Genomic DNA, 24,098 nt, shown 5'->3' with positions numbered 1-24,098 from the left:
CTAATAATTTATGCGTATACCGCCAAGCGGTCCTTTTGCTCCTGCATGGCGGTGAGCATTCCTTTTTTCAAGGTCGCGATGAGTTCGGCGGCGGGGGGATTGTCGTGGATCGTGGCTACGCCTTGTCCCGCGCTCCAAAGATTTTTCCAAGCTTTAGCTTCGTGCTCGGCACCGAAATCGGCTTTGGCTTTCTGGTCCCACATATCTTTGGTGATGCCAGCGGCTTCGAGACTACCGACCATCCAGTTGGCGGGGATGCCGGATACGGAAGCGGTGTAGATGATTTCCCGCGTACCGGAGTCGATAATCATTTTCTTGTAGCCTTCGTCAGCCATGGCTTCCTGAGTGTTGATGAAACGAGTACCCATGTAGCAAAGATCGGCGCCCATCTGCAGGCAAGCGGCGATGTCGTTGCCCGTGGAGATCGCGCCGCCCAACAGAATAACGCCATCCCACATCTTTCTGATCTCGGTGACGAAGGGCATGGGGTTAAGCGTTCCGGCGTGGCCACCGGCACCGGCGGTTATGAGAATAAGACCGTCACAGCCCGCGTCGATTGCTTTTTGTGCGTGGTAGGTGTTCGTCACGTCGTGGAACACTAAGCCACCGTAGGAATGCACGGCATCGACGACATCCTTAACGGCACCGAGGGAAGTGATCACCAGGGGGACCTGCTGGCGTACGATGACTTCTAAATCCGGCATGACGCGCGGATTAGTTTTGTGAACGATCAGATTCACGCCGTACGGGGGAAGCTTCTTACCGAGACGGGCTTCTTCTTCCGCGAGTGTTTTCTTGATTTCGATCACCCATTCTTCGAACCCTTCGGTCGTCCGGTTATTGAGCGCGGGGAAGGTACCGAGGATGCCATTTTTACAACACTCGATAACGAGTTGTTGGCGGCTGACGATGAACATTGGGGAGGCTACAACCGGAATATCCAGGTTAAGACTGGCTAGGATTTCTTGACGACTTTTCATGCGACCAAGGTAGCGAATTTTCGCCTTTACGCATAGGGTCCGCGCACAATACAACCCACATTAAAGTCAGATTTGCCAGTTGAGGTATTTCGTCGTGAGGTACTCGTCAATGCCGTACTTACCGCCCTCCCGGCCGAAGCCCGATTCTTTGATGCCGCCGAAGGGTGCGACGGGGGTGGATATGGCGCCGGTGTTGATACCCACCATGCCGTATTCCAGTGCTTCGGCAACGCGCCAGATTTGCGCGGCGTCCTTTGCGTAGAAATAAGCGGCCAGGCCAGCAGCGGTATCGTTGGCACGTTGTATCACCTCTTCTTCGCTAGTAAACTTAAAGATAGTCGCCACCGGGCCAAAGATCTCTTCCTGAGCGATGTCCATCGATTCGTCTACCTCAGTTAATATCGTGGGCGGATAGTACCGATCAGTTGAATGGGTTAGCTCGGCTTGGTAAGTCAGTACAGCTCCCTTTCCGATGGCCTGATCGACCAGGCGTTTCACTTTCGCTACGGCTGAGGCATTGATGAGCGGTCCGATGGTGACGCCCTCCCCTGCCCCCGGTCCGGTAATTAATGCTATTACGCGTACGATTAGCTTAGCCAGGAATTCATCGTAAACATTCGTATGTACGTAAATCCGGTTGGCACAAATACAGGTTTGTCCCGCATTGCGGAACTTACTTATCATGGCACCCGCGACCGCGCCCTCAACATCTGCGTCCCCAAACACGATGAAAGGGGCATTTCCACCTAATTCCAACGACATCTTTTTCACCGTACCCGCACACTGCTTCATCAGCAGCTTCCCTACTGCCGTGGACCCAGTGAAACTTAGCTTTTTGACTGTTTTGTGCGTCGTCAGTATCTCTCCTACCTCCTTTGCTTGGTTGGATGGCAATATGTTGAGAACGCCCTCCGGGAAACCCGCCTCGATGGCCAAGGCGCCGAGCGCCAGTGCGCACAGTGGTGTATCCTCCGACGGCTTCACGACGACCGTACAGCCCGCGGCGAGCGCCGGCGCCACCTTGCGGGTAATCATGGCGATGGGGAAATTCCAGGGCGTGATGGCCGCGACCACGCCGATCGGTTCGCGAATTACGATGATTCGCTGCTCTTTATTCGTTGCGGGGATGATGTCGCCGTCGGTGCGGTTGGCTTCCTCGGCGAACCACCGTACGAAGGATGCGCCATAGTCGACCTCACTACGGGACTCCGCCAGGGGCTTGCCTTGTTCGGCAGTCATTAATTGGGCGAGTGCTTCTTTATGCTCAACGATTAATTTATACCAGTTTTGCAATAGATTGGCGCGCTCTCTTGCCGTTTGTAATTTCCATTCTGGCAAGGCACTTGCGGCCGAATCGATGGCCCGTTCTGCTTCCTGGGGACCGCAATCCGCCACTTCAGCGAGCACTTTTCCGCTTGCGGGGTCGGTGACTGCAAATTTCTTACCGGAAGATGCCGGGCACCATTCATTCCCGATTAGAGCCTCGGTGAATACTAAGTTAGGCGGGTTTTTATCGTGTGATCTTGTCATGGTAAGTACTTAAAGCCGCGACAATAATTTGGGCGCGGCCCCGATAGCTATCGGGGTGCAGTAAAATTAAGTAAAGCGCACGGAAATTACCGATTAGCTAGATAACACCCTGATAAAACCACCAACGCAAAAAGCGGTGCCGATCTTCATCGGCACCGCTTTCGTTTTTACGTAGCTAAGGCGTTGATTCCTTAGTTAGTGATCTTGTGACCGCGCTTACGCTCGGCTTCGCGGAGCAAGACCTTACGCAGGCGGATGCTTTCGGGCGTAGCTTCTACGTACTCGTCACCCTGGATGTATTCCAGTGCTTCCTCGAGCGTGAACTTACGGGGTGGCACGAGGCGCGCCTTGTCATCCGCTCCGGAAGAACGCATATTGGTCAGCTTCTTGGTCTTGGTTACGTTAATCACCAGGTCGTTCGCCCGGTTGTTCTCACCGATCACCTGCCCTTCGTAGATCTCCTCACCGGCGTCGACGAAGAAACGACCACGATCCTGCAAGTTGTTGATGGAGAAAGGAATGGCTTTACCGAGTTCCATGGAAATGAGCGAGCCGTTCATACGTCCGGGGATGTCTCCCTTGTGCTCCTGGAATTCCTTGAAACGGTGGGTCATGATCGCCTCACCCTGCGTTGCCGTCAGCATGTTGGACCGAAGACCGATGATACCACGGGAAGGGATTTCAAATTCGAGAATGATCCGCTCCGCTTTCGGCGTCATGCTCAGCATCATGCCTTTGCGCTGCGTGATCATGTTGATGGCCGTTCCGGACATTGCCTCCGGTAGGTCGATCGTCAATTCCTCCACCGGCTCCATCTTCTGACCGTCGATCTCCTTGATGATAACCTGCGGCTGACCGATCTGGAGCTCGTAACCTTCCCGGCGCATCGTTTCGATGAGTACCGAAAGGTGCATAACACCACGACCGAAGACGCGGAATTTATCAGCGCTTTCCGTGTCTTCTACGCGAAGAGCCAAGTTCTTTTCTAGTTCCGCAGTCAGGCGGTCCTTGATGTGGCGGCTCGTTACGAACTTACCTTCCTTACCAAAGAACGGTGAATCGTTGATCGTGAACGTCATCGAAAGCGTCGGCTCGTCGATGGCGATGGTGGGCAGTGCTTCGGGATCCTCGGCGGCTGCGATCGTATCACCGATCTCGAATCCGTCGACACCAAAAATGGCACAGATGTCACCGGGCTGTACTTCGTCCACTTCTACGCGGCCGAAGCCTTCGTAGACGTAGAGGTTACGGGCCTTAGCTTTCGTCTCCACGCCTTCGCGGCTAATCAACGTTAACTGCTGGTTAGCTTTCAGCGTGCCACGGCTCAGACGGCCGATGGCCATTCTACCGATGTACTTGCTGAACTCGATGCTGGTGACGAGTAACTGCGTGTTGCCCTCTTCGATGACCGGTCCGGGGATGTGCTCCAGGATCGCATCCAGAAGGGGAACGATGGAGTCCGTCTCGTTCTTCCAGTCCGTGCTCATCCAGCCGTTCTTGGCAGAACCGTAAATGGTGGGGAAATCAAGCTGCTCTTCCGTAGCGTCCAGCGAAAACATCAGGTCGAAGACCATCTCGTGTACTTCGTCGGGCGTACAGTTAGGCTTATCTACCTTATTGACGACGACGAGTGGGTTCAGGCCGAGTTTCAGGGCCTTGTCCATCACGAAACGTGTCTGGGGCATCGGGCCTTCAAAGGCATCGACGAGCAGTAGGACGCCGTCGGCCATGTTGAGAACGCGCTCGACCTCACCACCGAAGTCGGCGTGACCGGGGGTGTCGATGATGTTGATCTTCGTACCCTTGTAAGTAATGGATACGTTTTTGGCCAAAATGGTAATACCACGTTCCCGCTCCTGGTCATTGCTGTCCATGATGAGTTCACCGGGGCGCTCGTGGTCACCGAAGAGTTGGCCGGCCAGTAGCATTTTATCTACCAGCGTGGTTTTGCCATGGTCGACGTGGGCGATGATGGCGATGTTACGAATATCCATAAACTAGGTTCTGTTGGGGAGGTACGCTAAGCGGGCGCAAAGATAGTTATATTTCACTTGGCGTGACTAGTTATCTTTCTTGCTTAAAACCACTCAAATAATAATGTGCCATCCGCGCGGCTTACGTGACCCTCATCAATGTGAATTGAGCTAACTCGCTACGGCTACCTATGTGCTAAGGTGAAGCAAAGTCGTTTAGCCACAAAAGCACAAAGACGTAAGCTGGTTACATTTTTGTGCTTCCGTGTTTTTATGGCGGACAATCTTACAAAGCAGTCATCAATTCGCGGAAAGGCTTAGCCTACCCGGCGCCGTTCGAGCTCCGTGCGAATTAACTTTAACTCCCTTCCCATTTCTCCGGTGACGGAAGTGTTTTCCTGCGCGCGGCGTACGAGATACGGCAGGACTTCGCTCACTGGTCCGTAGACCATATACTTACTGACGTTGTAGCCACCAGCGGCCAAGTTGAAGGTGAGGTTATCGCTCATGCCGTAAAGCTGGGCAAACTGGGCGTGTGGCGTGTTTGCCGGAAGATTTTTCTGCCGCAACAGTTCGCAAGTGAGCCGTACACTTTCTTCGTTGTGGCTCCCGATGCAAAAGCCAACCGTCTCGACATTATCGATACAGAAGCGGACCGCGTCGTTATAATCACGGTGGGTTGCTTCCAGACTAGGTTGGATTGGCGTTGGGTAGTTTCCATCGGCCGCCCGCGCGTTTTCTTTTACCATGTACGCGCCGCGGACCAGTTTTGCGCCCAATAAATAACCGTATTCGAGCGCCCTTTGGTGGCTGTCTTTGAGGAGTTGGAGTCGATCGTGGCGGTACAGTTGATAGGTGTGAAGGACGATAACCTGTTCCTTGTTGTGACGCTGCATCATCAGGGCGGCTAGCGCGTCGATCGTGTTCTGCAACCAACTTTCCTCGGCGTCGATGTAAACCTGGACGCTATGCTGCGCCGCGAGTTGGCAAATGCCTTCGAGGCGCCCGATGGTGTTTTGTAGTTTGGGGTAGTTGCTCAGATCACCGTCAAGATCGGGGACGCTGGCGTTCAGCTTTTCCAGCATGTGATCATCGGCCAAGCCGGTAATTTTCACCACTGCGGCCACGGCGGCACCGTTTTCGGCACTGAAATGAATGGCTTTCTTCACTTCCTCGGTAAATACATCGAAGTCGGCGGCGGCGTTTTTGGCTTCCGCGCCGTAATCCAAAATCGAGGTAACGCCCCGCTCGTGTAGTCTTTCGATCGTTGGCAAACTATCGTTGAGGCTTACGCCGCCGACGAATTGAGGGAAGACGGTCTTGCGTACCATCCAGGAAGCCCCGGGTAGACCCAACTTAACCGCCGGCAGACCGATGGTCGATAGTAGGTTAGTCAGTTGGGGCTGACCCATCAATTTAAATAGCAGGGCGGTTTGCTTGAGGTTACCGTCCGTAATGTGGCGAAATGTCTGCTCCGAATCGGAAAAGTCTGGCAACTGGCGCCCGTTGAAGTCTCGTACCGCGGCTTCCGCGAGTGGGAAACTCTTTACTGGCCCGGATGCATCTTTCATAGCTTTTTCTTTGGCACCCCACAGGGCGTTGACGAATAATATTCGTCTTCCGTAACAACGATTCCGCGCTTGTGTTGCACGTATTTTTCTTTTTACCCGCTGCACCAAATGCCATCACTGTTATTACAAAGAGGGCGCGGACGCGGGTGCCGGGTCGCGCCGAGACGCAGCCCACGCAAATCTTTATACCGAAGCTGAAAGCGGGCGACCGAACGGCAAAAAAAGTAAGTCCGTCACCCAGAGTCCTCCTGCGTGCCGCGAAGATCGTGGGCGCTCAGTGGAAGCATGGCCCTCCTCCCCTGGCTTGCGCCAAACTGCCGTTAATTTTATTCTTAGTTTTGTCCTCCTCAGTCAATCGTAGACTGGTTTAAACCTCCGGTGACCCTCAGTACTTCTAACTATATGCAACAACGACCCTGGTTCTTTTTACTTTGCCTAGCCATTCTTACGCCCCTGATTTTCGCCTGCGGGGCCAACTCATCTACAACATCCGACGGTGATGACGATACAGCCGGAAAGACGACGACCTTCATCCTCGTACGGCACGCCGAAAAGCAAGGCGGGGACGATCCGGAGCTCACTGAGGCGGGACAAGCCCGCGCGGAAGACTTGGCGCGTGAATTGAAGAATGAAAAGATAGTCGCCGTGTACAGCACGGACACTAAACGGACCCAGGCAACCGCCGCCCCGACCGCCCGCGCTTTTGGCCTGCAAGTACAGTCCTACGACGCCGGCAACCTAAGTGCTTTTGCCGAGACGGTCAAGAAGAAGTATCCGGGCAAGACCGTATTAATCGTTGGTCACAGTAACACGACGCCAACGCTGGCCGATAAACTGGCCGGCGGCGATGAATTCCCGAGAATAAGTGAGGACGATTTCGGCAATATCTACCGAATAAAGATCAACCGCCGGGGCAAAATTCGCACCAACCAAGACCGCTACTGAGCGTGGTCATCTCGACACTCCTGAGCGTCGGCCTTTGCCTGTTGTTTCCCCTGGCCGCACGGGCGGGTGAGCGCGAGGGCAAGTTTCCGAGTTGGCTGAGCGCCATTATTGCTTGCTACTTAGTCGGAATACTGGTCAGCAACGCACACCTCTGGTCCGTCGACAACGAACTACTCGAGAAGGTAGCCGGGGCCAGCATGCTCATCGGGCTGCCATTGTTACTCTTCGCGGTGAGGATCGGAGATAGCCTCCGGTACGCCAGAACGATGCTATTCAGTTTTCTACTCTGTTGTGTGTCGGGCTTGATCTGTACGCTCCTGGTCGGGCTGTACATGACGGACCGCATCGAAGATGCTTGGAAAATTAGCGGCATGCTCGTTGGGCTGTATACCGGAGGCACGCCTAACGTGCAGGCGATTGGCGTCGCGCTGGAGGCACCGGCTAGTTACCTGGTCCTGATCCAGGCGGCGGACGTACTCCTGGGAGGTGCTTATCTGCTGGGGTTAATTACATTTCTCCCGAGCATCTACGCCCGAATTTTTCGAGCGACCCCGGGCGAGGAGGAAGAGGTCGTACAAACCGAGACGATCACGGTCCCGTTACGCCGTCAGGTGCCGCAGTTAATTGCCTCGCTGGTAGTCGTGGCGTTGGCGGTAGGAACGGGTCTGCTTTTTCCGGAATCAGATCACGGCCTCACCATCATTATTTTGACCTTGACCACGCTCTCGCTCATCGTAGCTAGCTTGCCGATCGTTGACCGACTGGGAAATACGTACCCGCTCGGCGAATACTTTATCCTCGTATTTTCCGTAGCGTTGGGCTTGATGGCAGACTTCAGAGACTTAGCCTCCAACGGGATGGATCTACTCTGGTTCTCTTTCCTTGCTCTCTTCGCCACCACTACCCTGCACCTGCTTTTGAGCCGCCTTTTTAATCTGGACCGTGATACGGTCATCCTGAGTTCGGTAGCAGCCTTTTACGGCCCGGTATTTGTCGTGCAAGTCGCCGCATCGTTGAAAAATCAGCGCCTACTGGCCGCCGGCATTGCGGTGTCTCTATTTGGGTTCGGCATCGGTAATTACCTGGGTATCAGCCTGGCTAATTTGGTCGCCTGGTGGAGTCAGTAGCGAGGGTACCTCGCCGCCGTCTAACGGTTTAGTGCTTTTAAAAAGGCTTCGCAGTCGGTAACGATCACGATTATACCTGCTACTGAATAGGTCGGCGTGGGCGTAAAGATCATCGCTCAGCAACAGCGCAACTGGCTTTGTGGCATCGATGTGAGCCAGCACTACCCGCAGCATTGCCAGCAGCGGAATAGCGAGAATGACGCCGGCCAGGCCCCAAAATAACGCACCGAAAATCAAAGACAAAATGGCTGCGAGTGCGTTAATCTTCACGCTGTTGCCAACTACTTTTGGTGTGATGAAGTTCCCTTCAAATGACTGGACGGTCATGTACAAGATGATCACGGCAACGGGTTGCCAAAAGGAATCGAGCGTTGCCACGGCGTAGAGAAAGGGCAACAACCCCCCGATAAAAGTGCCGACGTAGGGAATAATGGCGAGCATGGCACCGAGGAAGCCCCATACGAGGGGAAACCGAACACCGATTACCCACAAACCCAAACTATTGAGGACCCCCAGAATCAACATCACGGTCAGCATGCCGCCCAGGTAATTTTTGGCGACTTCCTGCACTTCCTTGATCGTTGCTTGCCCCTCCTGCTCCTTCGACCCCCGCAACTGGCCAAGGAGAAATTGTCGAAGCGCGGTGCTGTAGAGTAAGAAGAAAAAAGTATAGATGACGATCAGAGAGAAGTTCGTCAACATCGTGCCGGAGGTAGACAAGCCGCTCGTTAGCAAACTAATCGGGGCGGACGTTACCCCCGCAATTTGCTCGTTGAGCAGTGCGAAAGATTCGCGCTCCCGCATGCCAAGAAAGCTGCCAACGTACGCAAACAGGTCAAATGCACTATTCTGAATGTTAGTCACGATTCCGTCGGCTTCGCTGACGACGTCCATTATCTCGATGATAAAGAATGTAAAAATCCCTCCCAGGGTAAGGAAGACCGTGAGCAACGTAAGGATAATCGCTACTACCCTATTCTTGACCCCCGCTTCAAACCAATCACAAATTGGCTTCAGCATGAAGGCGAAAAATATCCCGTAAATAATGGGTATAAAAAAAGATCTGCCGACGTACAGTACGGAGAGTACGATACACAGGCAGATCATGTAGTAAGCCAGCCGCTGAATGCTGAAACTGGCCGTAAGTTTTCTTGGCTTTCCCGCAATCATCGGATTGTAATTTGAAACAAGTCTGCTGGGTTTGCCTGAGTAAAAATCAATCCTCCGGGGAGCCACCGCCTTTGTAGCCCTGCAACACGATAAAACTGACGACCATAACGAAAACAACCGTTTCAAAGAAAACGAACCCGCAATTGATCATCATTCCGGCAAAAGCGTCACCATCCTGCATGAATTGCTCGAAAGAGGTGCCAGTGATGATGTAAACCAGTACGTTAATGGCTACGAGCGTAACGGCCGTGTAAGCCGCCAGGCTCATGAGGTAGGTAATCTCCGCCTTGAATACTTTGTTGTCCGGTAATTTACTCGCGTAATTTCCGGCGGCGTACCACACCACGGGGATAATGATGAGGTGCTTAGCAAACCTCAGGCCCATGGGAATATCGTCGGGGTAGATAAAATTGAGGACAATCAGATAGATTGCCGTCAGTACACCGAGAATGATTCCGTAGGTGCGCGCGTGGGCACCGGTATCGAAATTCGTGTGGTCTTTGAGATCGGGTGGGTTGGTTTGGGCGGTACCGGTAGCCATAAAAGCTTAGTAATTTTGTGAGGGTAAGTTGTATTTCTAACGAAGGTAACGCGCGCGTCGTTGTTCGAGGTCGCGGAGTTTGGCTTCTAGTTGCGCGGCGCGCACGGCCTTTTCCTCCGAGCTTTCGAGCTCGTCGCCTACTTCGTCACGCATTTTCTGAATGCGCTCCTGGTAATCCTCGATCTTGTCTTCGTACTTAGCGATCTTCTTGCGGGCCTTCTGTGCGTCCCTCGAGTCGTCCTGGCTGTCGTCACGCGCGTCTTCCAGATCATCTCGAATGTCCTCCATCTGCTCATCGAAGTAGTTGGTATAAAATTTGGTACGGAATTCAATCATGATGGCTTCCGCAGCTCGGTAGGATTCTGGGTGAGATACCCGGGTTACGACGTCACTTTCCGTGAAGGCGAATGCCATAGCCACATCCGACCGGTTATCCGTCTCGGTGATTTTGCTGTAGAAGTTCACGTTCTTGGCACCGATGATCGGTAGGGATATTTGCTCCGCTAAGAAGGCCATGCTGTTGCGGTCCTTGTCCAGTTTATCGATGTCGATGTCGTAACGATCTTCCCAAAAATCTTCCCAGGCTTCTTCTACCTCGTCGGCGGAAGCATCGATACTCATGCGCAGGGATTGCAAAGAAGTGTCATCGAACGTCACTCTGCCTTCGGAAACTTGGGCGTAGGAAGTGGCGGAAACCAGGAACAGAACTATCGTAAGTAAGCGCATCGCATTAATTTGTTAATCGAACGGCAAAATGCTGGGCGTGTTCGTACCGTCCATCGAAGATAAGGTAGCCGTTAATCAACGAGATAACGAGCCGCCGGGCGAAGTCCAATTGCGGAAGGACGAAGAATCCGACTTTAAGAAGTAGTAGCCAACACCTTACGCTTTTTCTACCTCCGATTCTAGCTTTAGGACCTCATCCCCGTCTTCTTGCTCGATGAGCAGCGCTTTGTTTCCTTCTTCTCCCTTGCGGGTAATTTTGCTTCCCTTGATGGTTCGCGTGACTTCCTCCGACCACGTTTCTTTTACTTTTCCTTCCGCGGTACCGTTACCCCACTTCCAACTGACCTTGCTTCCTGTTCTTATCATGTTGACTCTAATTAAAAAACCCGACAAACAGTTTACCGTAAGGTCTGCTGTTTATCGGGTTAGATTGTTTTCGCTTAGGCGCGACTTGAAGATTCCCTCAGAAATTAGTCGAGGTCACCTTCTGGATCGAAGTAACGCTCCACGTCATTCATGGTCTTGCGTGACTCGTTGCTGAAGTCGCTCCACCCTTTCTTGGCGTCGCCTTTGAAGTCCTTCCAGCCAGCTTCCATGTTGTTGCCAACGCGGTCCATGCGGCTATCGATGTCGTTGCCCCACTGGTCGAGCTCGTTCCACTCTTCCTGCATTTCGGCCTTGGCCTCATCGGAAGCATCTTCCATGTCGGCTTCGATTTCCTCCTGGCGAGTGTTGATCTTCATACGCGTTTCCTTGAATTCGCGCTCCATCTCGTTGCTTTCCTCGCGCATTTCGGCACCGACGTTAGCCATTGCGTTTTCGGTTTCGTTGACCATCTCGTCGGCGTCTCTGTCGGCTTCGGAACCTTCGGCGCAGCTGTAGAAAACGCCCGCGAAAGCGAGAAGGAGAGCCATGGTTATTGTACGTAGTTTCATAATTGATTTTTTTGCTGCCCCGGTACCCGCTGTAGTAATTGCGGTGGGGGATTTGTAAAAAAGGGAATGTTAACGGGTATAAAACCACCTTCCCTAACTAGATGTTCGTTTCCGGTTCTTGGGTGAAGATTTCTTTTCAGTTCTTCCCTACGGGCCGGCCGGCGTCCGCATGGGTGAGCATTTCGTTCAGCTTTTCGCCGCCCTTTATTCCGAAGTCCAGCGTACGGATGGGGAACGGGATCATGATGTCATTGTCGTTGTAGGCGTTAAAGATCGCCATGATCGCATCGCTCTTCGCGCGTAAATAATCAGGTTGCGCGGTTTTGGCCTGGTCCAGCCAAAATCGAACGGAGTAATTGACGGAACTGTCACCGAACTCCGTAAAGAACAACTGCACGTCGCGCTTTTCATCGTACTCAACGTTGTCTTTTATGGCTTTGATGGTCACTTCTTTAACCTTCCCTAAATCGTCTCCGTAGCTAACACCGCACTCCAGGTCGACCCGACGCATTCGGAGACTATTATAGTTCTTGAGTGGGTTTTGCGCGACAATCCTGTTGGGGATCATTACGTCCTGCCCCTGAAGCGTCTGAATGGACGTGTGGCGAAGGTTAATCTCCTTTACGATCCCCATGTAGCCTTCTACTTCGATCAGATCACCGACCTCGAACAGGTGCTTGATGGTTAGCAGAATACCGCTGAAGAAGTTGAGGATTGGATCCTGAAAGGCGAGGGACAGCGCGAGGCCGATCACCCCGGCGGCGCCGACGATTGTGTTCACCACCCCGGTCAGGTTGAGCACCGAGAGGATGAGCATCATGATGATGATCACCAACACGGACGTCAAAATGCTACTGACGAGTAGCTGAATGGTCCGGTCACGGACCAAACGGCGGCTCAGTTTGTCAAAATACTTTTTCAGAAAACTAGCGACTACGTAACCAATAACGGCTACGATCAGGGCCAGAATGATGTTTGGCAAATGATGGAGTACCGCTTCCCACCAGTCTTTCAGTTCCTCCGTAAGGGGGGCAAAATCCAGTTCCAGGCCAAACAATTTGAATAAAAACATGTAGGTAAGTTGAATAAGTTACTTGGCTCTATACAAAAGGCGGGGGGTGGTTGTTCGTACACCAAAACTCGGCGGAATCGTTCCTACGTGCCTGCCGTGTTACCGACCAACTCCTCAGATAAATTCGCTATTTTACGTGGTGGATTTGCAAATTGTCCCGTACAGCCGTAATGCACCGTATGATTATCTTTGCGTTCCGAATTACTTCGGACCACCCAGCTAGCAAGCCTTATGGAATTATTACGTAACAGAGTGGAGCGGTCGGCCTTTGGCATCTTTGCGTGGATGGCGGACCAGATGGGTATCTCGCGTCGTCGGGTGCGGGTCTACTTTATGTATTTATCCTGCCTGTCCATCGGGTCTAATTTGCTCTTCTACTTCTTCGTCGCCTTCTGGCTCAACGTCCGGAACTACATGCGGGAAGGGCGCAGGCTGTTTCTGCGGTAAAGGGTAAGTACGATAGTAACGCTGCCCTTAGTATGGTGGTAGCGCTACGCTTAGTTCTTTGGTGTTTTCTTCAGCCTGGACGTGGCCTCGGTCCTCCAAACGCATTGGAGCGAATTCGGACCATCATTTTGAACCACGGTACCGCTCCGAGCCGTCACCATTACGGTACCGTCAGACGATCTCTACTACTAAACTAACGGACCACCAGACTAACAGACCACCACACCCCCACTCCTCCCCGCAAGAACTATCTTTGCCCGACCCCTAAAGTGAACTGATGGCCAAGAAATTCAACCCCGGTAAGAAACCTTCTAAGTCGACCCTTAATAAAGGCATCGATGCGTTGCTTAAGAACCGGACGCTGGACGAGGCCATGGAAGAGCGACCCCAGGAAACCGTCCGTACCCTGAGCCGTGATTTTTCCTTCCTCCCCCTCACGAAAATTCACGCCAACCCGGACCAGCCCCGCAAGGAGTTCGACGACGAGCCCCTGGCCGAATTGGCCAACTCGATCAAAGTACACGGCATCATTCAGCCCATGACCGTGCGCCACATGGGCGATGGTACGTACCAAATCATCAGTGGTGAAAGGAGGTTTCGCGCGAGCCAACTGGCCGGACTCACGGAGGTGCCCGCTTTCATCCGGACGGCGAACGACCAGACGCTGCTCGAGATGGCGCTCATCGAAAACATCCAGCGCCAGGATTTAAACCCGATGGAAGTCGCCTACTCTTATTACCGGCTGGCCGAAGATTTTAGCCTGACCCAGCAGGAAGTCGCCTTCCGCGTCGGTAAGCAGCGACCGACGGTGACCAACTACCTCGCCGTCCTGAATACGTCGCCCAAAGTGCAGCAGGCCGTCCGGGAGAAGAAAATTTCCATCGGTGCCGCCAAGACCTTTGCCAGCATTAAGGACATTGGTCAGCAAGAGCTTTTCCTCGGTGAAATCCTCAAGAATGCCAACTGGTCGGTACGCAAGATCGAGGAGGAGGCACGCGGCTACAAGAGTAAAAACAAAGTTACCGCAGCCCGCCAACCGGAGAACGAGGACATCACGACCGTGCGGGAGGCGTTTCAGAAATTTTTCGGTACCAAGCAAGTCAAGGTTACGTTAGATAACAAGGCGGATAAGTCCGGTAGCATCAGCCTCAAGTTCGCTAACCGCGAGCAGCTGGAGCAATTCTACAAGGCGGTAGAGTGAGACCACGGTCCGCCCGCCGCGCCGTATCTCCAGCCACCGCTCGCCCCCTCAACCTAACCGTGATGGACTTCTCCCCCGCCACCCCGACCACATTTGCTGTCCGCCACCCGGCCGCCGGTCGGATCAACTGGCCGTTAGCCCTGCCGACCCTGCTCTTACTGATCCTTTCGGCACCCGCGACCGCGCAAAATCCTCCGCGGGATTCTCTACAAATCACCGAACCCGCAAGAATTATCAGGGATACGGTGATGACCCTCGCCTCCGTGCGCAGTGGCCCACGCAACGCGCTGCTGTGGAGCATCATCCCCGGCGGCGGCCAGGCGTACAACAAGAAATTTTGGAAAGTACCGCTCGTTTACGGTGGCTTCCTGGGCATGATCGCTTATGCCGACTTTAGTCAGACGCGTTATGGCCGCCTCGTCACGGCACTGGAGGCACGCTGCTTCGGTGACGGCAATGTGATCGTGATCCCCAACGCCGCGTGCATCCCGCGTGACGATACCTTTACTGGATTTCCCGACCAGGCGCTCATTCAGGAGCGCGATAACCAGGACCGCGCGCGGCAGACTGCTTACATCGGAATCTTCATCGTCTACCTGCTGCAAACCGTCGAGGCGTACACCGACGCGCACCTGCAGGAATTTGACATATCGGACGACCTTTCCGTGCGCCTCGGCCCCGTCGCCCAACCCGAATATGCGCTGGGTTACGGCCTGACCGTGCCGCTCGGGGCTAATCGTTCGCTCGCTCGCCAACGCGCGCGCGTCCGTCAACTCGCCGTGGGTAAGTGACTGGTGATTGCGTAATTTGCGGCATGAAATTAACCGCCAACCGATTATGTCTGCTGCTGCTGCTGCTCGGCCTCTTGAATTACTCCTGCGGGGATAAAACTAATGCGGACGGGGCGGCGGCCTTGCTCGTCTACAACGCTAGCCTCTGGACGGAGCAAGGTTGCGCGGACGCGGGTGCCGGGCCCTGCGGGACGGCCATGCTGGTGGGGCAGGACGGTAACATCATCGCGGTCGGTACCGATACGACCGAGTGGAGCGACCTACTTAGTGCAACAACCCGGAGGGTGGACGCCGGGGGAAACTTCGTCATGCCGGGCTTCATTGAAGGTCACGCCCACTTTTCCGGTCTCGGTTCCTCCTTACGTAACCTAAATTTTCTACGCTCCAAAAACTGGAACGAGATCGTCGCCATGGTTGCCGACCGTGCCGCAGACACCCCGGAGGGCGACTGGATCAGCGGCCGTGGCTGGCACCAGGAAAAGTGGGACCAACCCCACGACCACAGCGTCGGTGGCTACCCCGTGCACGACGAACTCAGTCGCCTGACGAGCACCCACCCCGTCATCCTACGCCACGCCAGCGGTCACGCGTTGTTCGCCAACGAGAAAGCTATGGACCTCGCGGGTGTCAACCGGGAAACGCCCGACCCACCCGGTGGCCGGGTACTACGCGACGCCACGGGTGACCCCACCGGCGTTTTCGAAGAACGGGCGATGGACCTCATCACGGACGCTTACCAAAACTTCGTCCAGACGATGACCCCCGAAAGCCGCAAGTCGGAGTGGCTGGCGGGTATTCGCGCGGCGCAGGCGGAGTGCCTCAAAAACGGGATCACCAGTTTTCAGGACGCCGGCACGAAGTACCAGGAACTGGACTGGTACAAAGAATTGGACGCAGCCGACAGCCTGCAACTCAAGCTCTGGGTTATGCTACGCCACTCTTACGGGCGGATGGCCAACGACATGGAGGGCCTCCCCCACTACGGCGACCGTTTCACCTGCGCGGCCATCAAGACCGAACTCGACGGCGCCCTCGGTAGCTACGGTGCCTGGCTCATCGAACCTTACTTCGACAACCCCGGCTTCTCCGGCCAGAATACGACGCTGGTGGCAACCGTCGATAGCATCGCCGATCTTGCCCTGAAGCACAACATGCAACTCTGCGTCCACGCCATCGGCGACCGCGGCGTCCGGGAGACGCTCGACGTAATCGCAAGCAAGCAACTCGGCAAGGATGCCCGGTGGCGGATCGAGCACAGCCAGCACATCGACCCCGAGGACATTCCCCGCTACGCCGAGCTGAACGTAATCGCCTCGATGCAGGGCATCCACTGCACGTCCGATGCGCTCTTCGCCGAGAACCGGTTGGGCACGGAGCGGGCGCGGACGGGTGCTTACCCCTGGCGGTCGCTACTCGACGCGGGGGCGGTCGTCACCAACGGGACGGACGCCCCGGTCGAAGACGTCGACCCCATCGAAAGTTTTTACGCCAGCGTCACCCGACGGCGCGCGGACGGTAAGGCCACCTTCTTCCCCGAGCAGCGGATGACGCGTGAGGAGGCGTTGCACAGCTACACTGGCGCCGGCGCCTACGCTGCTTTCGAGGAAAACGAAAAGGGCAGACTACTGCCCGGCCTGGCGGCTGATTTCGTCGTGCTTTCCAATGACCTGCGCTCGTGTGCGGACGAGGATATCCTTGCTACCGAGATTTTGGCCACCTACGTAGACGGGGAGTTAGCCTTTGCAAAGGCAGTAATTAAGTAACCCAGTGGCAGGAAGCTAGGGCCGGCGTCGTTCGTAGTGTCCCTGGGGTATATTTATCCGTCGATTATCGTCCGCAAAAGTTCAGGGCGCGGACGCGGGTGCGGAGGAAACTTCGCAGAGAGCGAAGAGGATGGGCGAATTAAAATTTTATGCACAAGTACGATTAAACTGGCAGCGGACAACACGATCGTTCCGAATGCGTAGTATGAATCACTCACCCAGGTGCTCATGGCCAAACCAGTAGCGAATCAACTCACCGGTCGACTCATCGACGTCATTCGGCACCGCCCCAGCAGGTTATTCATCTTGCTGGCTGGCTTCTTCGTGGCTAATGCAATCGTTGCGGAACTCATTGGTGTCAAGATTTTTGCCCTGGAAGATACCCTGGGGCTGAGCCCCTGGGACTTTAATTTGTTTGGGGAATCGGGGGCACTGCAATTCAGCGCTGGTGTGCTACTCTGGCCTTTCGTGTTCGTGATTACGGACTTGCTGAACGAATATTACGGTGAGCGCGGCGTGCGCTTTCTGAGTTACCTGACCGTAGGGTTAATCCTGTACGTATTCGCCATGATTTACGCGGCGATCTCCCTTAACCCGGCGGATTGGTGGGTAAGCCAGTCGGTCGCGAACGGCGTGCCGGACAGTCAGGCTGCTTTCGCGGTCACCTTCGGACAAGGAATGTTCATCATCGTTGGCTCCGTGACGGCCTTTTTACTGGCGCAACTAACGGATGTGTTTATTTTTCAGCGCATCAAGCGCAGGACGGGAGAAAAGTGGCTCTGGCTGCGCGCTACGGGGTCAACACTCGTAAGCCAAGTAGTGGATAGTTTCGTTGTTCTCTACCTAGCTTTTAAGCTTGGTCCGGAGATCGTAGGCGGCCTCATCGAGCCGTGGCCCTGGTCGAGACTTCTTGCCGTGGCGACGGTACAGTACGTTTTTAAATTCGCGATGGCCATCATCATGACGCCAGCGATTTATTTAGCGCACGATTGGATAGACCGGTACCTGGGTCCTGACGTGGCGGCGGACATGAAAGCGACCGCGAGGAGTGCCGAGTAAGTGATCAAGACCCCGTGGAGCAGCGAGCTTCGTTTGATTCCTGCTATTTTGAGTCAGGCAGTACACTGAGCATAGGTTGTGGTTGCCTCACCCTCAAATTTGAGTCACTTGTGTAAGTGCCTAGAAAAAGCTAAGCGTTCATTGAAACGGACACCGAGAATACGTCAGACGTAAATATCTACGATGCACAATAATCCGAAAACCACACTGGCGATGCCGTTGGTGGTAAAGAATGCAAGGTTAATTTTACTCAGGTCCTTCTCCTCAACAATTGTGTGTTGGTAGGCCAGGGCAGCCAAAAAAGTGCCCCCCGCCACGAGGGTCAGCCAACTAGCTTCCGCGTACAGGGTATGCTGGAGGTAAATCGCCGCGACGAGCGTTGACCCGCAGAGTAAGTGCAAAATTCTGCCGAGCGTAAGCGCTCCACGCGTTCCGAGCCGTACCGGAATAGAGTACAACTCCAGGCTGCGGTCGAATTCCTCATCCTGAAGCGCATAAATGATGTCGAAGCCGGACACCCAGAATAACACCATCAGGCCGTACAGGACGGGAAGGACGGCAACGTCCGCCGTCACGGCCATGTAAGCGCCTACGGGAGCGAGCGCCAGACCGAGCCCCAGCACGAAATGGCACAGATAAGTGAATCGCTTGGTGTAGCTGTAGCCGAGAATTATTAGTAATGCCACCGGAGATAACACGAAGCAGAGTGGGTTGAGCAGGTACGCGCAGAATACAAACGCAACGCAATTGACGATGACAAAGAATAGCGCGGACCGGCTGGAAATAACGCCAGCGGGAATCTCGCGTACCGCCGTCCGGGGGTTTTGCCCGTCGATGTCCCGGTCCCGCCAACGGTTGAAGGCCATCGCGGCGGAGCGCGCAAAAACCATGCAGGCGACAACGAGCAGTAGCGTAATCCAGGAAAAGGTGCCCCGGTCCAGCGCCGCCAGGAAGAAACCGAGCAGGGCGAAGGGCAGGGCAAAAATGGTGTGGGAAAACTTTACCAGGGAAAAGAAATCCGTAATCTTGTTAATGGTGGCCATACGCTGCACAGTGAACCAATAGGACGTTTGCGCAAACGAATGGTTGCAACGGAAAAGCGCCCCGCGCGTACGAATACGGGCGGGGCGCTTAGTGAGTAGTGAGCCGGTAGCTTCAGTAGTAATTACTGAGCGGGGGCGTTGGGGTCGGGGTTGACGTTACCGGTCAGGTGCAAAAAGGTCTGGGCCGGGTTCGTGTTGGCGATCACGGTTACCTTCTGGTCGCGGCGGGCGCTCTTGTTCTTGGAATTGAACTGAACGGTGATCTCACCGGAATCACCGGGTGCGATGGGGGCCGTTGGCTTGGAGGGAACGGTACAACCGCACGATCCTTTGGCGTCGGAGATGATCAGCGGCTCCGTACCCGTGTTCGTGAAAGAGAACGTGTGGGTCACGACCTGGCCCTCGGTAACGGTGCCGAAATCGAAGATACCTTCATCCTTGAAGGCAACCGTAGTGATCGGGCCAGTTGGGACGGCTACGTTGTTAACGGCGGCGGCGTTGGTGGCGGGGGCTTGCGTCTGGATGGTCGTCCGGGCGGCGTCGGTCACTTCGTCGTTGCCGGTCTGGCAACTAGAGAAGGAAAAGGCCATGATGGTTGCTGCGAAAAGAGAAAGGCTAGACTTAAACATAATTGAGTTTTTCCGTGGATAAATTGTTTGCGGAGCGAAATAAACAACTCCGTTTACTTCCGACTGCAACGCAAAGATGGAGCCAGCGGTTGGGTGCTTCGTGTAATAGCTGTTCAATTCTTGTTAACGGGATGTCAACAATGGGTGCCCCGTAATCCCGGCCTCCGGATTTGCACTGTACCCCAGACCCCGATAGCTAGCGGGATCGGAGCCGCGCACGCCCGCAATTCTAGCGGCCCCGGCGGCAACTATATCCGCCAGCATACCTTTAGCCTCCAATTAACCCCACACAAATGGCAAACGACTACGACGTAATCATCATCGGCTCCGGCGCGGGCGGTGGCACCATCGCCTATACCCTGGCCGACACCGGCAAAAAAATACTCATCCTCGAGCAGGGCACTTTTCTGCCCAGAGAAAAAAATAATTGGGACCCGCTTTTCATTTTTGGCGAGGATGGCTACAAAGCGGACGTGACGTGGCAAGGGCCCGACGGCGGGCAGGAGATCGTCCGGCCAATGGTCTACCACCGCGTCGGTGGCAACACAAAAATGTACGGCGCCCTCCTCCACCGACAGCGCCCCGAAGACTTTACGGAGCAGCAGCACAAGGGAGGCGTAAGCCCCGCCTGGTGCGTCGGTTACGACGAATTCGAGCCCTACTACCTGATGGCCGAGCACCTGATGAAAATCCACGGTAACCGGGGGGAAGACCCCACGGAAGGTCACGCGAGCGGCCCCTTCCCCTTCAAAGCATTCCCGCACGAAGGCCGCATCGCCGAGGTCGTTGCCGACCTTAAAAAAGTTGGACTGAACCCCCACCACTCCAACCTCGCGCTGAACCGCGACATCGACGAGCCGTGGAAGCGCCCCTGCATCGCCTGCAACACTTGCGATCCCTTCCCCTGCATGCTGCACGCAAAATCGGACGCAGAAACGGCCCTGATCCGCCCCGCGCTCAAGCACGATAACGTCACGCTGTGGACCAACAGCCGCGTTGATCGGCTCATCGAGAAGGACGGTAAGATCAGCCGTATCGAGCTGGAGAAAGATGGACAGAAGCTAGCGTTGAGTGCCGACCTAATCGTCGTCTCCTGCGGTGCGATCAACACCGCGGCGTTGTTGCTGAAATCAAAAGTGGCCAATAGTTCCGATCAGGTGGGTCGCAACTTCACGAAGCACAACCAGAGTGGCATTTCTGCCATCAACCCGGATAAGGTGAACGACGTCGTTTTCCAGAAGACGCTCGGTTGCCACGATTTCTACCACGGCAGCCCCGAGCACGATTACCCACTGGGCACCATCCAGCTAACGGGCAAGGCGCACTGGAAACGAATCATGGGTGACTACGCGCACATCGATGTCACGCGCGAGCAGGCGGAACGGATCCAGAAGCTGGCCGTTGATTTTTGGTTCACGAGTGAGGATTTACCCACGCAGCGGCAGACGGTTCGGTGGACGGATAAGGGCATTCAGTTCAACTACGTACCCAACAACCGGGAAAGCCACTTTGAATTCCTGGACTACTTCCAGGAGAAGTACCTGCGGCAAATTGGCTTCAGCGAATTTTACCGCTCCACGAAGGAACTAGAATTCACCTGGCACCAGGCCGGGACCGCGCAGTTTGGCTTGGACCCCAAGACTTCCGTGCTGGACAAGAACTGTAAAGCCTGGGACCTGGACAACCTCTACGTCGTCGACGCGAGTTTCCAGCCGTCGCAGGGGGCAACCAACCCAACGCTCACCATTGTTGCCAACGCCATCCGCGTGGCGGAGCACCTGCGGCAGGACTGGTTTGGCGAGGGCAAGAAATTGACCACGGCGGATTACCCGCTTTCAGACGGCTACATGGCTGATAACGCCGACGCTAACATCGAGGTGACGAAATACGTGGCGGGTGACGAGGACAGTTGGGGCGCGTAAGCAACGTATCTGCCTTTCCAATCGCTGGTTTTTAAGCGTCGTGAACTTCGGTCATCCAAGTAGTTTAGAAGTTTGTACAGTGCCTAATTTTTTCACCCTGCATCGTCCCATTCGTTAACTAGGGCAGGATCGAATTCAAACCGTACCGGCGGCCTTCCTCAGGGGAGGCCGCTTTTTATGTGCGGCGCCCGCAACGGCTACCCGAACTACTTAGCCACGTTGGGCTTTAGTGAGTGTATCGCACCACTATGAAGTCAAGTTTCTACCGTAAAATCAAAAATTGGGCGCAGGCAGCCGGGAGTAGCGTAGCTTTTCTACCCTTGCCCATGATGCTCGGCGGCTTGCTGCTGGGCGTCGGTTTGTATTATTTCGAGACGCACACATCCACCAGCCAGCAGATCACCGGATATATTCCTTCGGTAGCGTTAGCGAGCCAGGAAACGGCGCGCAACGTGCTCGGGCTCTTCATTGGTGGTTTGATCACGTTGATGGTCTTCACCTTTACCCAGATGATGGGGCTTTTCAACCAGGTTGCGAGCATGTACAGCCCGCGGCTGCTGCCCTACTTTACCGGAGACCGATCTTTACAGTTCACCATGGGCTATTACGTAGGGACGATCATGGTCAGCCTCATTGTTCTGCTGAGCATTCGATCGGACAAGGAGGGTTACGTACCCAATGTTTCCGTGCTTTTTTGCATTCTCCTTGGTATCATTGCCCTGATGATTTTCATCTATTTCGTGACGTCAATCAGCTCCAAGATTCAGTCGGACAATGTCATTGCGACCGTGTACCAAAGGGGTATCAAATGTTTGGAGACTAAGCAAAGTGACGAACAGCTCAAAAAAAGATTTCCCGTGCCCCGCACTGAATCCTGGTACGCCATCACATCCCCAATCGACGGGTATTTAGGTAGCGTCGAGTTGGCCCACCTGTCTGAACTGGCCGCAAAATTTGAAACGAGGTTCTACATCGGTGCCAAAAAAGGGGAATACATCCCCCGGTCATTCCCGATCATCCAGACGGAGCGCAAACTGAGTGAGGCGCAAATTGAGGAGGTGTTGCGCGAGGTCAGCCCCGTACGCAGAAAGTACCAGGATTGGTACAAGCCCCACCTCGACCTACTGATTGAAATTGCGATGAAGGCCATGTCACCGGGCATCAACGACCCAGGAACCGCCGTAACCGCCATCGACCGAATAAATGGCTTACTGACCCACCTGATGTACGTGCCGATGCACAACTTTTGCCGCGAGCGGGAAGGCGGAGAAGTTTGGTTCGCGCGGGATGACTACGACCACGTTCTGCAGGACACTTTCGTGCAGTTGCGTAATTACTCCCGGAAAGACACTACCGTGATCCGGGCACTGTTGAGGATGGCTTATACCCTGTACGCCGCGTCCGGAAAAAGTAAGAACCTAAACAACCTGATTCAAGCCGAAATACGGGCGGTCGTGTCCGACGCGCGGGCAAATATTCACAATGGACGAGATCGCAGCGCAATCGCTACGGAAATTATTTATCAGCGGCGTCAGACCGTACGGTTCATTTACGCTACGGAGTATCTAACGAAGGGAACTCCCGCTAACGAAGGAATACCGCTTTAGTAGGTCGGGCTCCACCCCAAAGCCCTAGACGATAACTTTTCGAGGATTATTTCCCGGGGAGTCTGCTTCTTGCTCCACCAACACGGCACCCGCGACCGCGCCGCCATTTCTGTAAAATCCGTAATATTTTTCTTTATCCAGCGTCATGCCCGGGCCACCGAACATGATGCGCCACCAGGCTTTGGGGTGGCGGTAAGTGTTCATGTCGCGGAACATATCCCAGTGTTCGTGAAAAACTAGCTTTACTGGGTTGTAACTATTCACGGGTGTGAGAATGCCGTAATTTGGAGTCTCCTGCTCGGGGCAAAATGTGCCGAAAATTCGGTCCCAAATTATGAAACTGGAGCCGTAATTCTTATCCAAATATTTCTCTTCCGTAGCGTGGTGAACGCGGTGGTGCGAGGGGGTGACGAAGAAGAATTCCACCGGTGCCCACATCTTATCGATCATCTCCGTGTGGATCCAGAATTGATACAGGACACCAATCTGCATACAGATGAAAAACACGAAGGGGTCGAAACCAAGCAGCGCCGCGGGTATGAAGAAAATCACCTTGATGTGCTGCGTCCAACTAAGCCGGAACGATACGGAAAAATTATACTGCTCGCTACTGTGGTGCGTGACGTGGGTAGCCCACCAAAAACGCTGCTCGTGCGCCACGCGGTGCGCCCAGTAACGGCAGAAATCCACGACGAAGAAACACACGATAAAACTCCACCAAGCCGTGGGCACGTAGAGGGGCGTGAGGTTATAAAAGAATAAAATAACCCCGAAAGTAAGCGCTTTAACCGCCGCCGTAGAAATCAGGTTACCGATGCCGACGCCGGCCGCCGCGAGGCCGTCTTTAACGTCATACTTGTACTTATCCGCAATACCCCGATCGTCCCCCCGGGCAATGGCCTCGGCGAGTTCGTGCTTGTACTCCCGGCGGCGCAGAAACCACTCCATCAGCGTCAAAAAGATCATGACGGGCACGGCGTAGACAATCACGGGCGGGAAGTCCAGGGCCAGAATGTCTTCGTAGGAGTAGTTTGGCTTCATAAAAAACGGTTGTGGTGAGGGTAAC

Annotated in this window: 22 protein-coding genes; 9 read left to right on the top strand and 13 right to left on the bottom strand. The window is 54.6% G+C overall.

The window, feature by feature from the left end; genetic code table 11:
- Positions 1-8: 8 nt before the first annotated feature.
- From GGR27_RS00895 to GGR27_RS00880, 4 genes are all read right to left on the bottom strand, one after another.
- Positions 9-980: an NAD(P)H-dependent flavin oxidoreductase gene (locus tag GGR27_RS00895; protein WP_168035516.1), complete on the bottom strand. Its 972-nt coding sequence runs from the start codon at positions 978-980 to the stop codon at positions 9-11.
- 66 nt (positions 981-1,046) lie between these two features.
- On the bottom strand, positions 1,047-2,510 hold the full coding sequence (locus GGR27_RS00890; RefSeq protein ID WP_168035515.1) for an NAD-dependent succinate-semialdehyde dehydrogenase: 1,464 nt from the start codon (positions 2,508-2,510) through the stop codon (positions 1,047-1,049).
- Positions 2,511-2,701: 191 nt separating this feature from the next.
- Positions 2,702-4,504 carry a translational GTPase TypA gene (gene typA, locus GGR27_RS00885; RefSeq protein ID WP_168035514.1) on the bottom strand — a complete coding sequence of 601 codons (1,803 nt, stop codon included), beginning with the start codon at positions 4,502-4,504 and terminating at the stop codon, positions 2,702-2,704.
- A gap of 296 nt (positions 4,505-4,800) precedes the next feature.
- Positions 4,801-6,054 carry a proline dehydrogenase family protein gene (locus GGR27_RS00880; RefSeq protein ID WP_245184352.1) on the bottom strand — a complete coding sequence of 418 codons (1,254 nt, stop codon included), beginning with the start codon at positions 6,052-6,054 and terminating at the stop codon, positions 4,801-4,803.
- A gap of 402 nt (positions 6,055-6,456) precedes the next feature.
- Here GGR27_RS00880 and GGR27_RS00875 point away from each other — a divergent pair, with 402 nt between their 5' ends.
- Together GGR27_RS00875 and GGR27_RS00870 are read left to right on the top strand one after the other, a co-directional pair.
- Positions 6,457-6,999, top strand: coding sequence for a SixA phosphatase family protein (locus GGR27_RS00875; RefSeq protein WP_168035513.1), 543 nt, complete (start codon positions 6,457-6,459; stop codon positions 6,997-6,999).
- Between the two features lie 2 nt (positions 7,000-7,001).
- A complete protein-coding gene (locus GGR27_RS00870) occupies positions 7,002-8,126 on the top strand; it encodes a DUF819 family protein (RefSeq protein WP_168035512.1) in 1,125 nt (374 codons plus the stop codon).
- Here GGR27_RS00870 and GGR27_RS00865 read toward each other — a convergent pair.
- The 6 genes from GGR27_RS00865 to GGR27_RS00840 form a co-directional block, all read right to left on the bottom strand.
- Entirely contained in the window at positions 8,055-9,296 is a 1,242-nt protein-coding gene (locus GGR27_RS00865) for an AI-2E family transporter (protein ID WP_168035511.1), read from the bottom strand. The two genes, GGR27_RS00870 and GGR27_RS00865, sit on opposite strands and share 72 nt — an antisense overlap.
- A 46-nt stretch (positions 9,297-9,342) precedes the next feature.
- Positions 9,343-9,837 carry a hypothetical protein gene (locus tag GGR27_RS00860; protein WP_168035510.1) on the bottom strand — a complete coding sequence of 165 codons (495 nt, stop codon included), beginning with the start codon at positions 9,835-9,837 and terminating at the stop codon, positions 9,343-9,345.
- A gap of 36 nt (positions 9,838-9,873) precedes the next feature.
- Positions 9,874-10,563, bottom strand: coding sequence for a hypothetical protein (locus GGR27_RS00855; RefSeq protein ID WP_168035509.1), 690 nt, complete (start codon positions 10,561-10,563; stop codon positions 9,874-9,876).
- Between the two features lie 156 nt (positions 10,564-10,719).
- Positions 10,720-10,929, bottom strand: coding sequence for a hypervirulence associated TUDOR domain-containing protein (locus GGR27_RS00850; RefSeq protein ID WP_168035508.1), 210 nt, complete (start codon positions 10,927-10,929; stop codon positions 10,720-10,722).
- Between the two features lie 104 nt (positions 10,930-11,033).
- Positions 11,034-11,477 carry a hypothetical protein gene (locus GGR27_RS00845; RefSeq protein ID WP_168035507.1) on the bottom strand — a complete coding sequence of 148 codons (444 nt, stop codon included), beginning with the start codon at positions 11,475-11,477 and terminating at the stop codon, positions 11,034-11,036.
- Positions 11,478-11,634: 157 nt separating this feature from the next.
- The gene (locus GGR27_RS00840; RefSeq protein ID WP_168035506.1) at positions 11,635-12,570 is read right to left on the bottom strand and encodes a mechanosensitive ion channel family protein; all 936 of its coding nucleotides are present in this window, start codon (positions 12,568-12,570) and stop codon (positions 11,635-11,637) included.
- Between the two features lie 231 nt (positions 12,571-12,801).
- Between GGR27_RS00840 and GGR27_RS00835 the strand changes: the two genes are divergently transcribed.
- From GGR27_RS00835 to GGR27_RS00815, 5 genes are all read left to right on the top strand, one after another.
- Entirely contained in the window at positions 12,802-13,017 is a 216-nt protein-coding gene (locus GGR27_RS00835) for a PspC family transcriptional regulator (protein ID WP_168035505.1), read from the top strand.
- A 277-nt stretch (positions 13,018-13,294) separates the two neighbouring features.
- Positions 13,295-14,218: a ParB/RepB/Spo0J family partition protein gene (locus tag GGR27_RS00830; RefSeq protein WP_168035504.1), complete on the top strand. Its 924-nt coding sequence runs from the start codon at positions 13,295-13,297 to the stop codon at positions 14,216-14,218.
- A gap of 62 nt (positions 14,219-14,280) precedes the next feature.
- Positions 14,281-15,009, top strand: a complete 729-nt coding sequence (locus GGR27_RS00825; RefSeq protein ID WP_168035503.1) for a DUF5683 domain-containing protein — start codon at positions 14,281-14,283, stop codon at positions 15,007-15,009.
- Between the two features lie 23 nt (positions 15,010-15,032).
- Positions 15,033-16,772: an amidohydrolase gene (locus tag GGR27_RS00820; protein WP_168035502.1), complete on the top strand. Its 1,740-nt coding sequence runs from the start codon at positions 15,033-15,035 to the stop codon at positions 16,770-16,772.
- Between the two features lie 228 nt (positions 16,773-17,000).
- Entirely contained in the window at positions 17,001-17,831 is an 831-nt protein-coding gene (locus tag GGR27_RS00815) for a queuosine precursor transporter (protein WP_168035501.1), read from the top strand.
- Positions 17,832-17,995: 164 nt separating this feature from the next.
- Here GGR27_RS00815 and GGR27_RS00810 read toward each other — a convergent pair whose 3' ends face one another.
- Both GGR27_RS00810 and GGR27_RS00805 read right to left on the bottom strand, forming a co-directional pair.
- Positions 17,996-18,874, bottom strand: a complete 879-nt coding sequence (locus tag GGR27_RS00810) for a UbiA-like polyprenyltransferase (protein WP_168035500.1) — start codon at positions 18,872-18,874, stop codon at positions 17,996-17,998.
- A 122-nt stretch (positions 18,875-18,996) separates the two neighbouring features.
- A complete protein-coding gene (locus GGR27_RS00805; RefSeq protein ID WP_168035499.1) occupies positions 18,997-19,503 on the bottom strand; it encodes a DUF1573 domain-containing protein in 507 nt (168 codons plus the stop codon).
- 293 nt (positions 19,504-19,796) lie between these two features.
- Between GGR27_RS00805 and GGR27_RS00800 the strand changes: the two genes are divergently transcribed.
- Together GGR27_RS00800 and GGR27_RS00795 are read left to right on the top strand one after the other, a co-directional pair.
- A complete protein-coding gene (locus GGR27_RS00800) occupies positions 19,797-21,425 on the top strand; it encodes a GMC oxidoreductase (protein WP_168035498.1) in 1,629 nt (542 codons plus the stop codon).
- 248 nt (positions 21,426-21,673) lie between these two features.
- Complete coding sequence (locus tag GGR27_RS00795) at positions 21,674-23,032, top strand: DUF2254 domain-containing protein (RefSeq protein WP_168035497.1); 1,359 nt, start codon at positions 21,674-21,676, stop codon at positions 23,030-23,032.
- 24 nt (positions 23,033-23,056) lie between these two features.
- Here the strand turns inward: GGR27_RS00795 and GGR27_RS00790 are convergent, their stop codons facing one another.
- The gene (locus GGR27_RS00790; protein WP_168035496.1) at positions 23,057-24,073 is read right to left on the bottom strand and encodes a sterol desaturase family protein; all 1,017 of its coding nucleotides are present in this window, start codon (positions 24,071-24,073) and stop codon (positions 23,057-23,059) included.
- Positions 24,074-24,098: the final 25 nt, after the last annotated feature.

The organism is Neolewinella antarctica, from assembly GCF_011927835.1.
GTDB lineage: Bacteria > Bacteroidota > Bacteroidia > Chitinophagales > Saprospiraceae > Neolewinella > Neolewinella antarctica.
The sequence above is the reverse complement of the archived record's forward strand: the minus strand, read 5'-3'. Positions and strand labels throughout refer to the sequence as shown.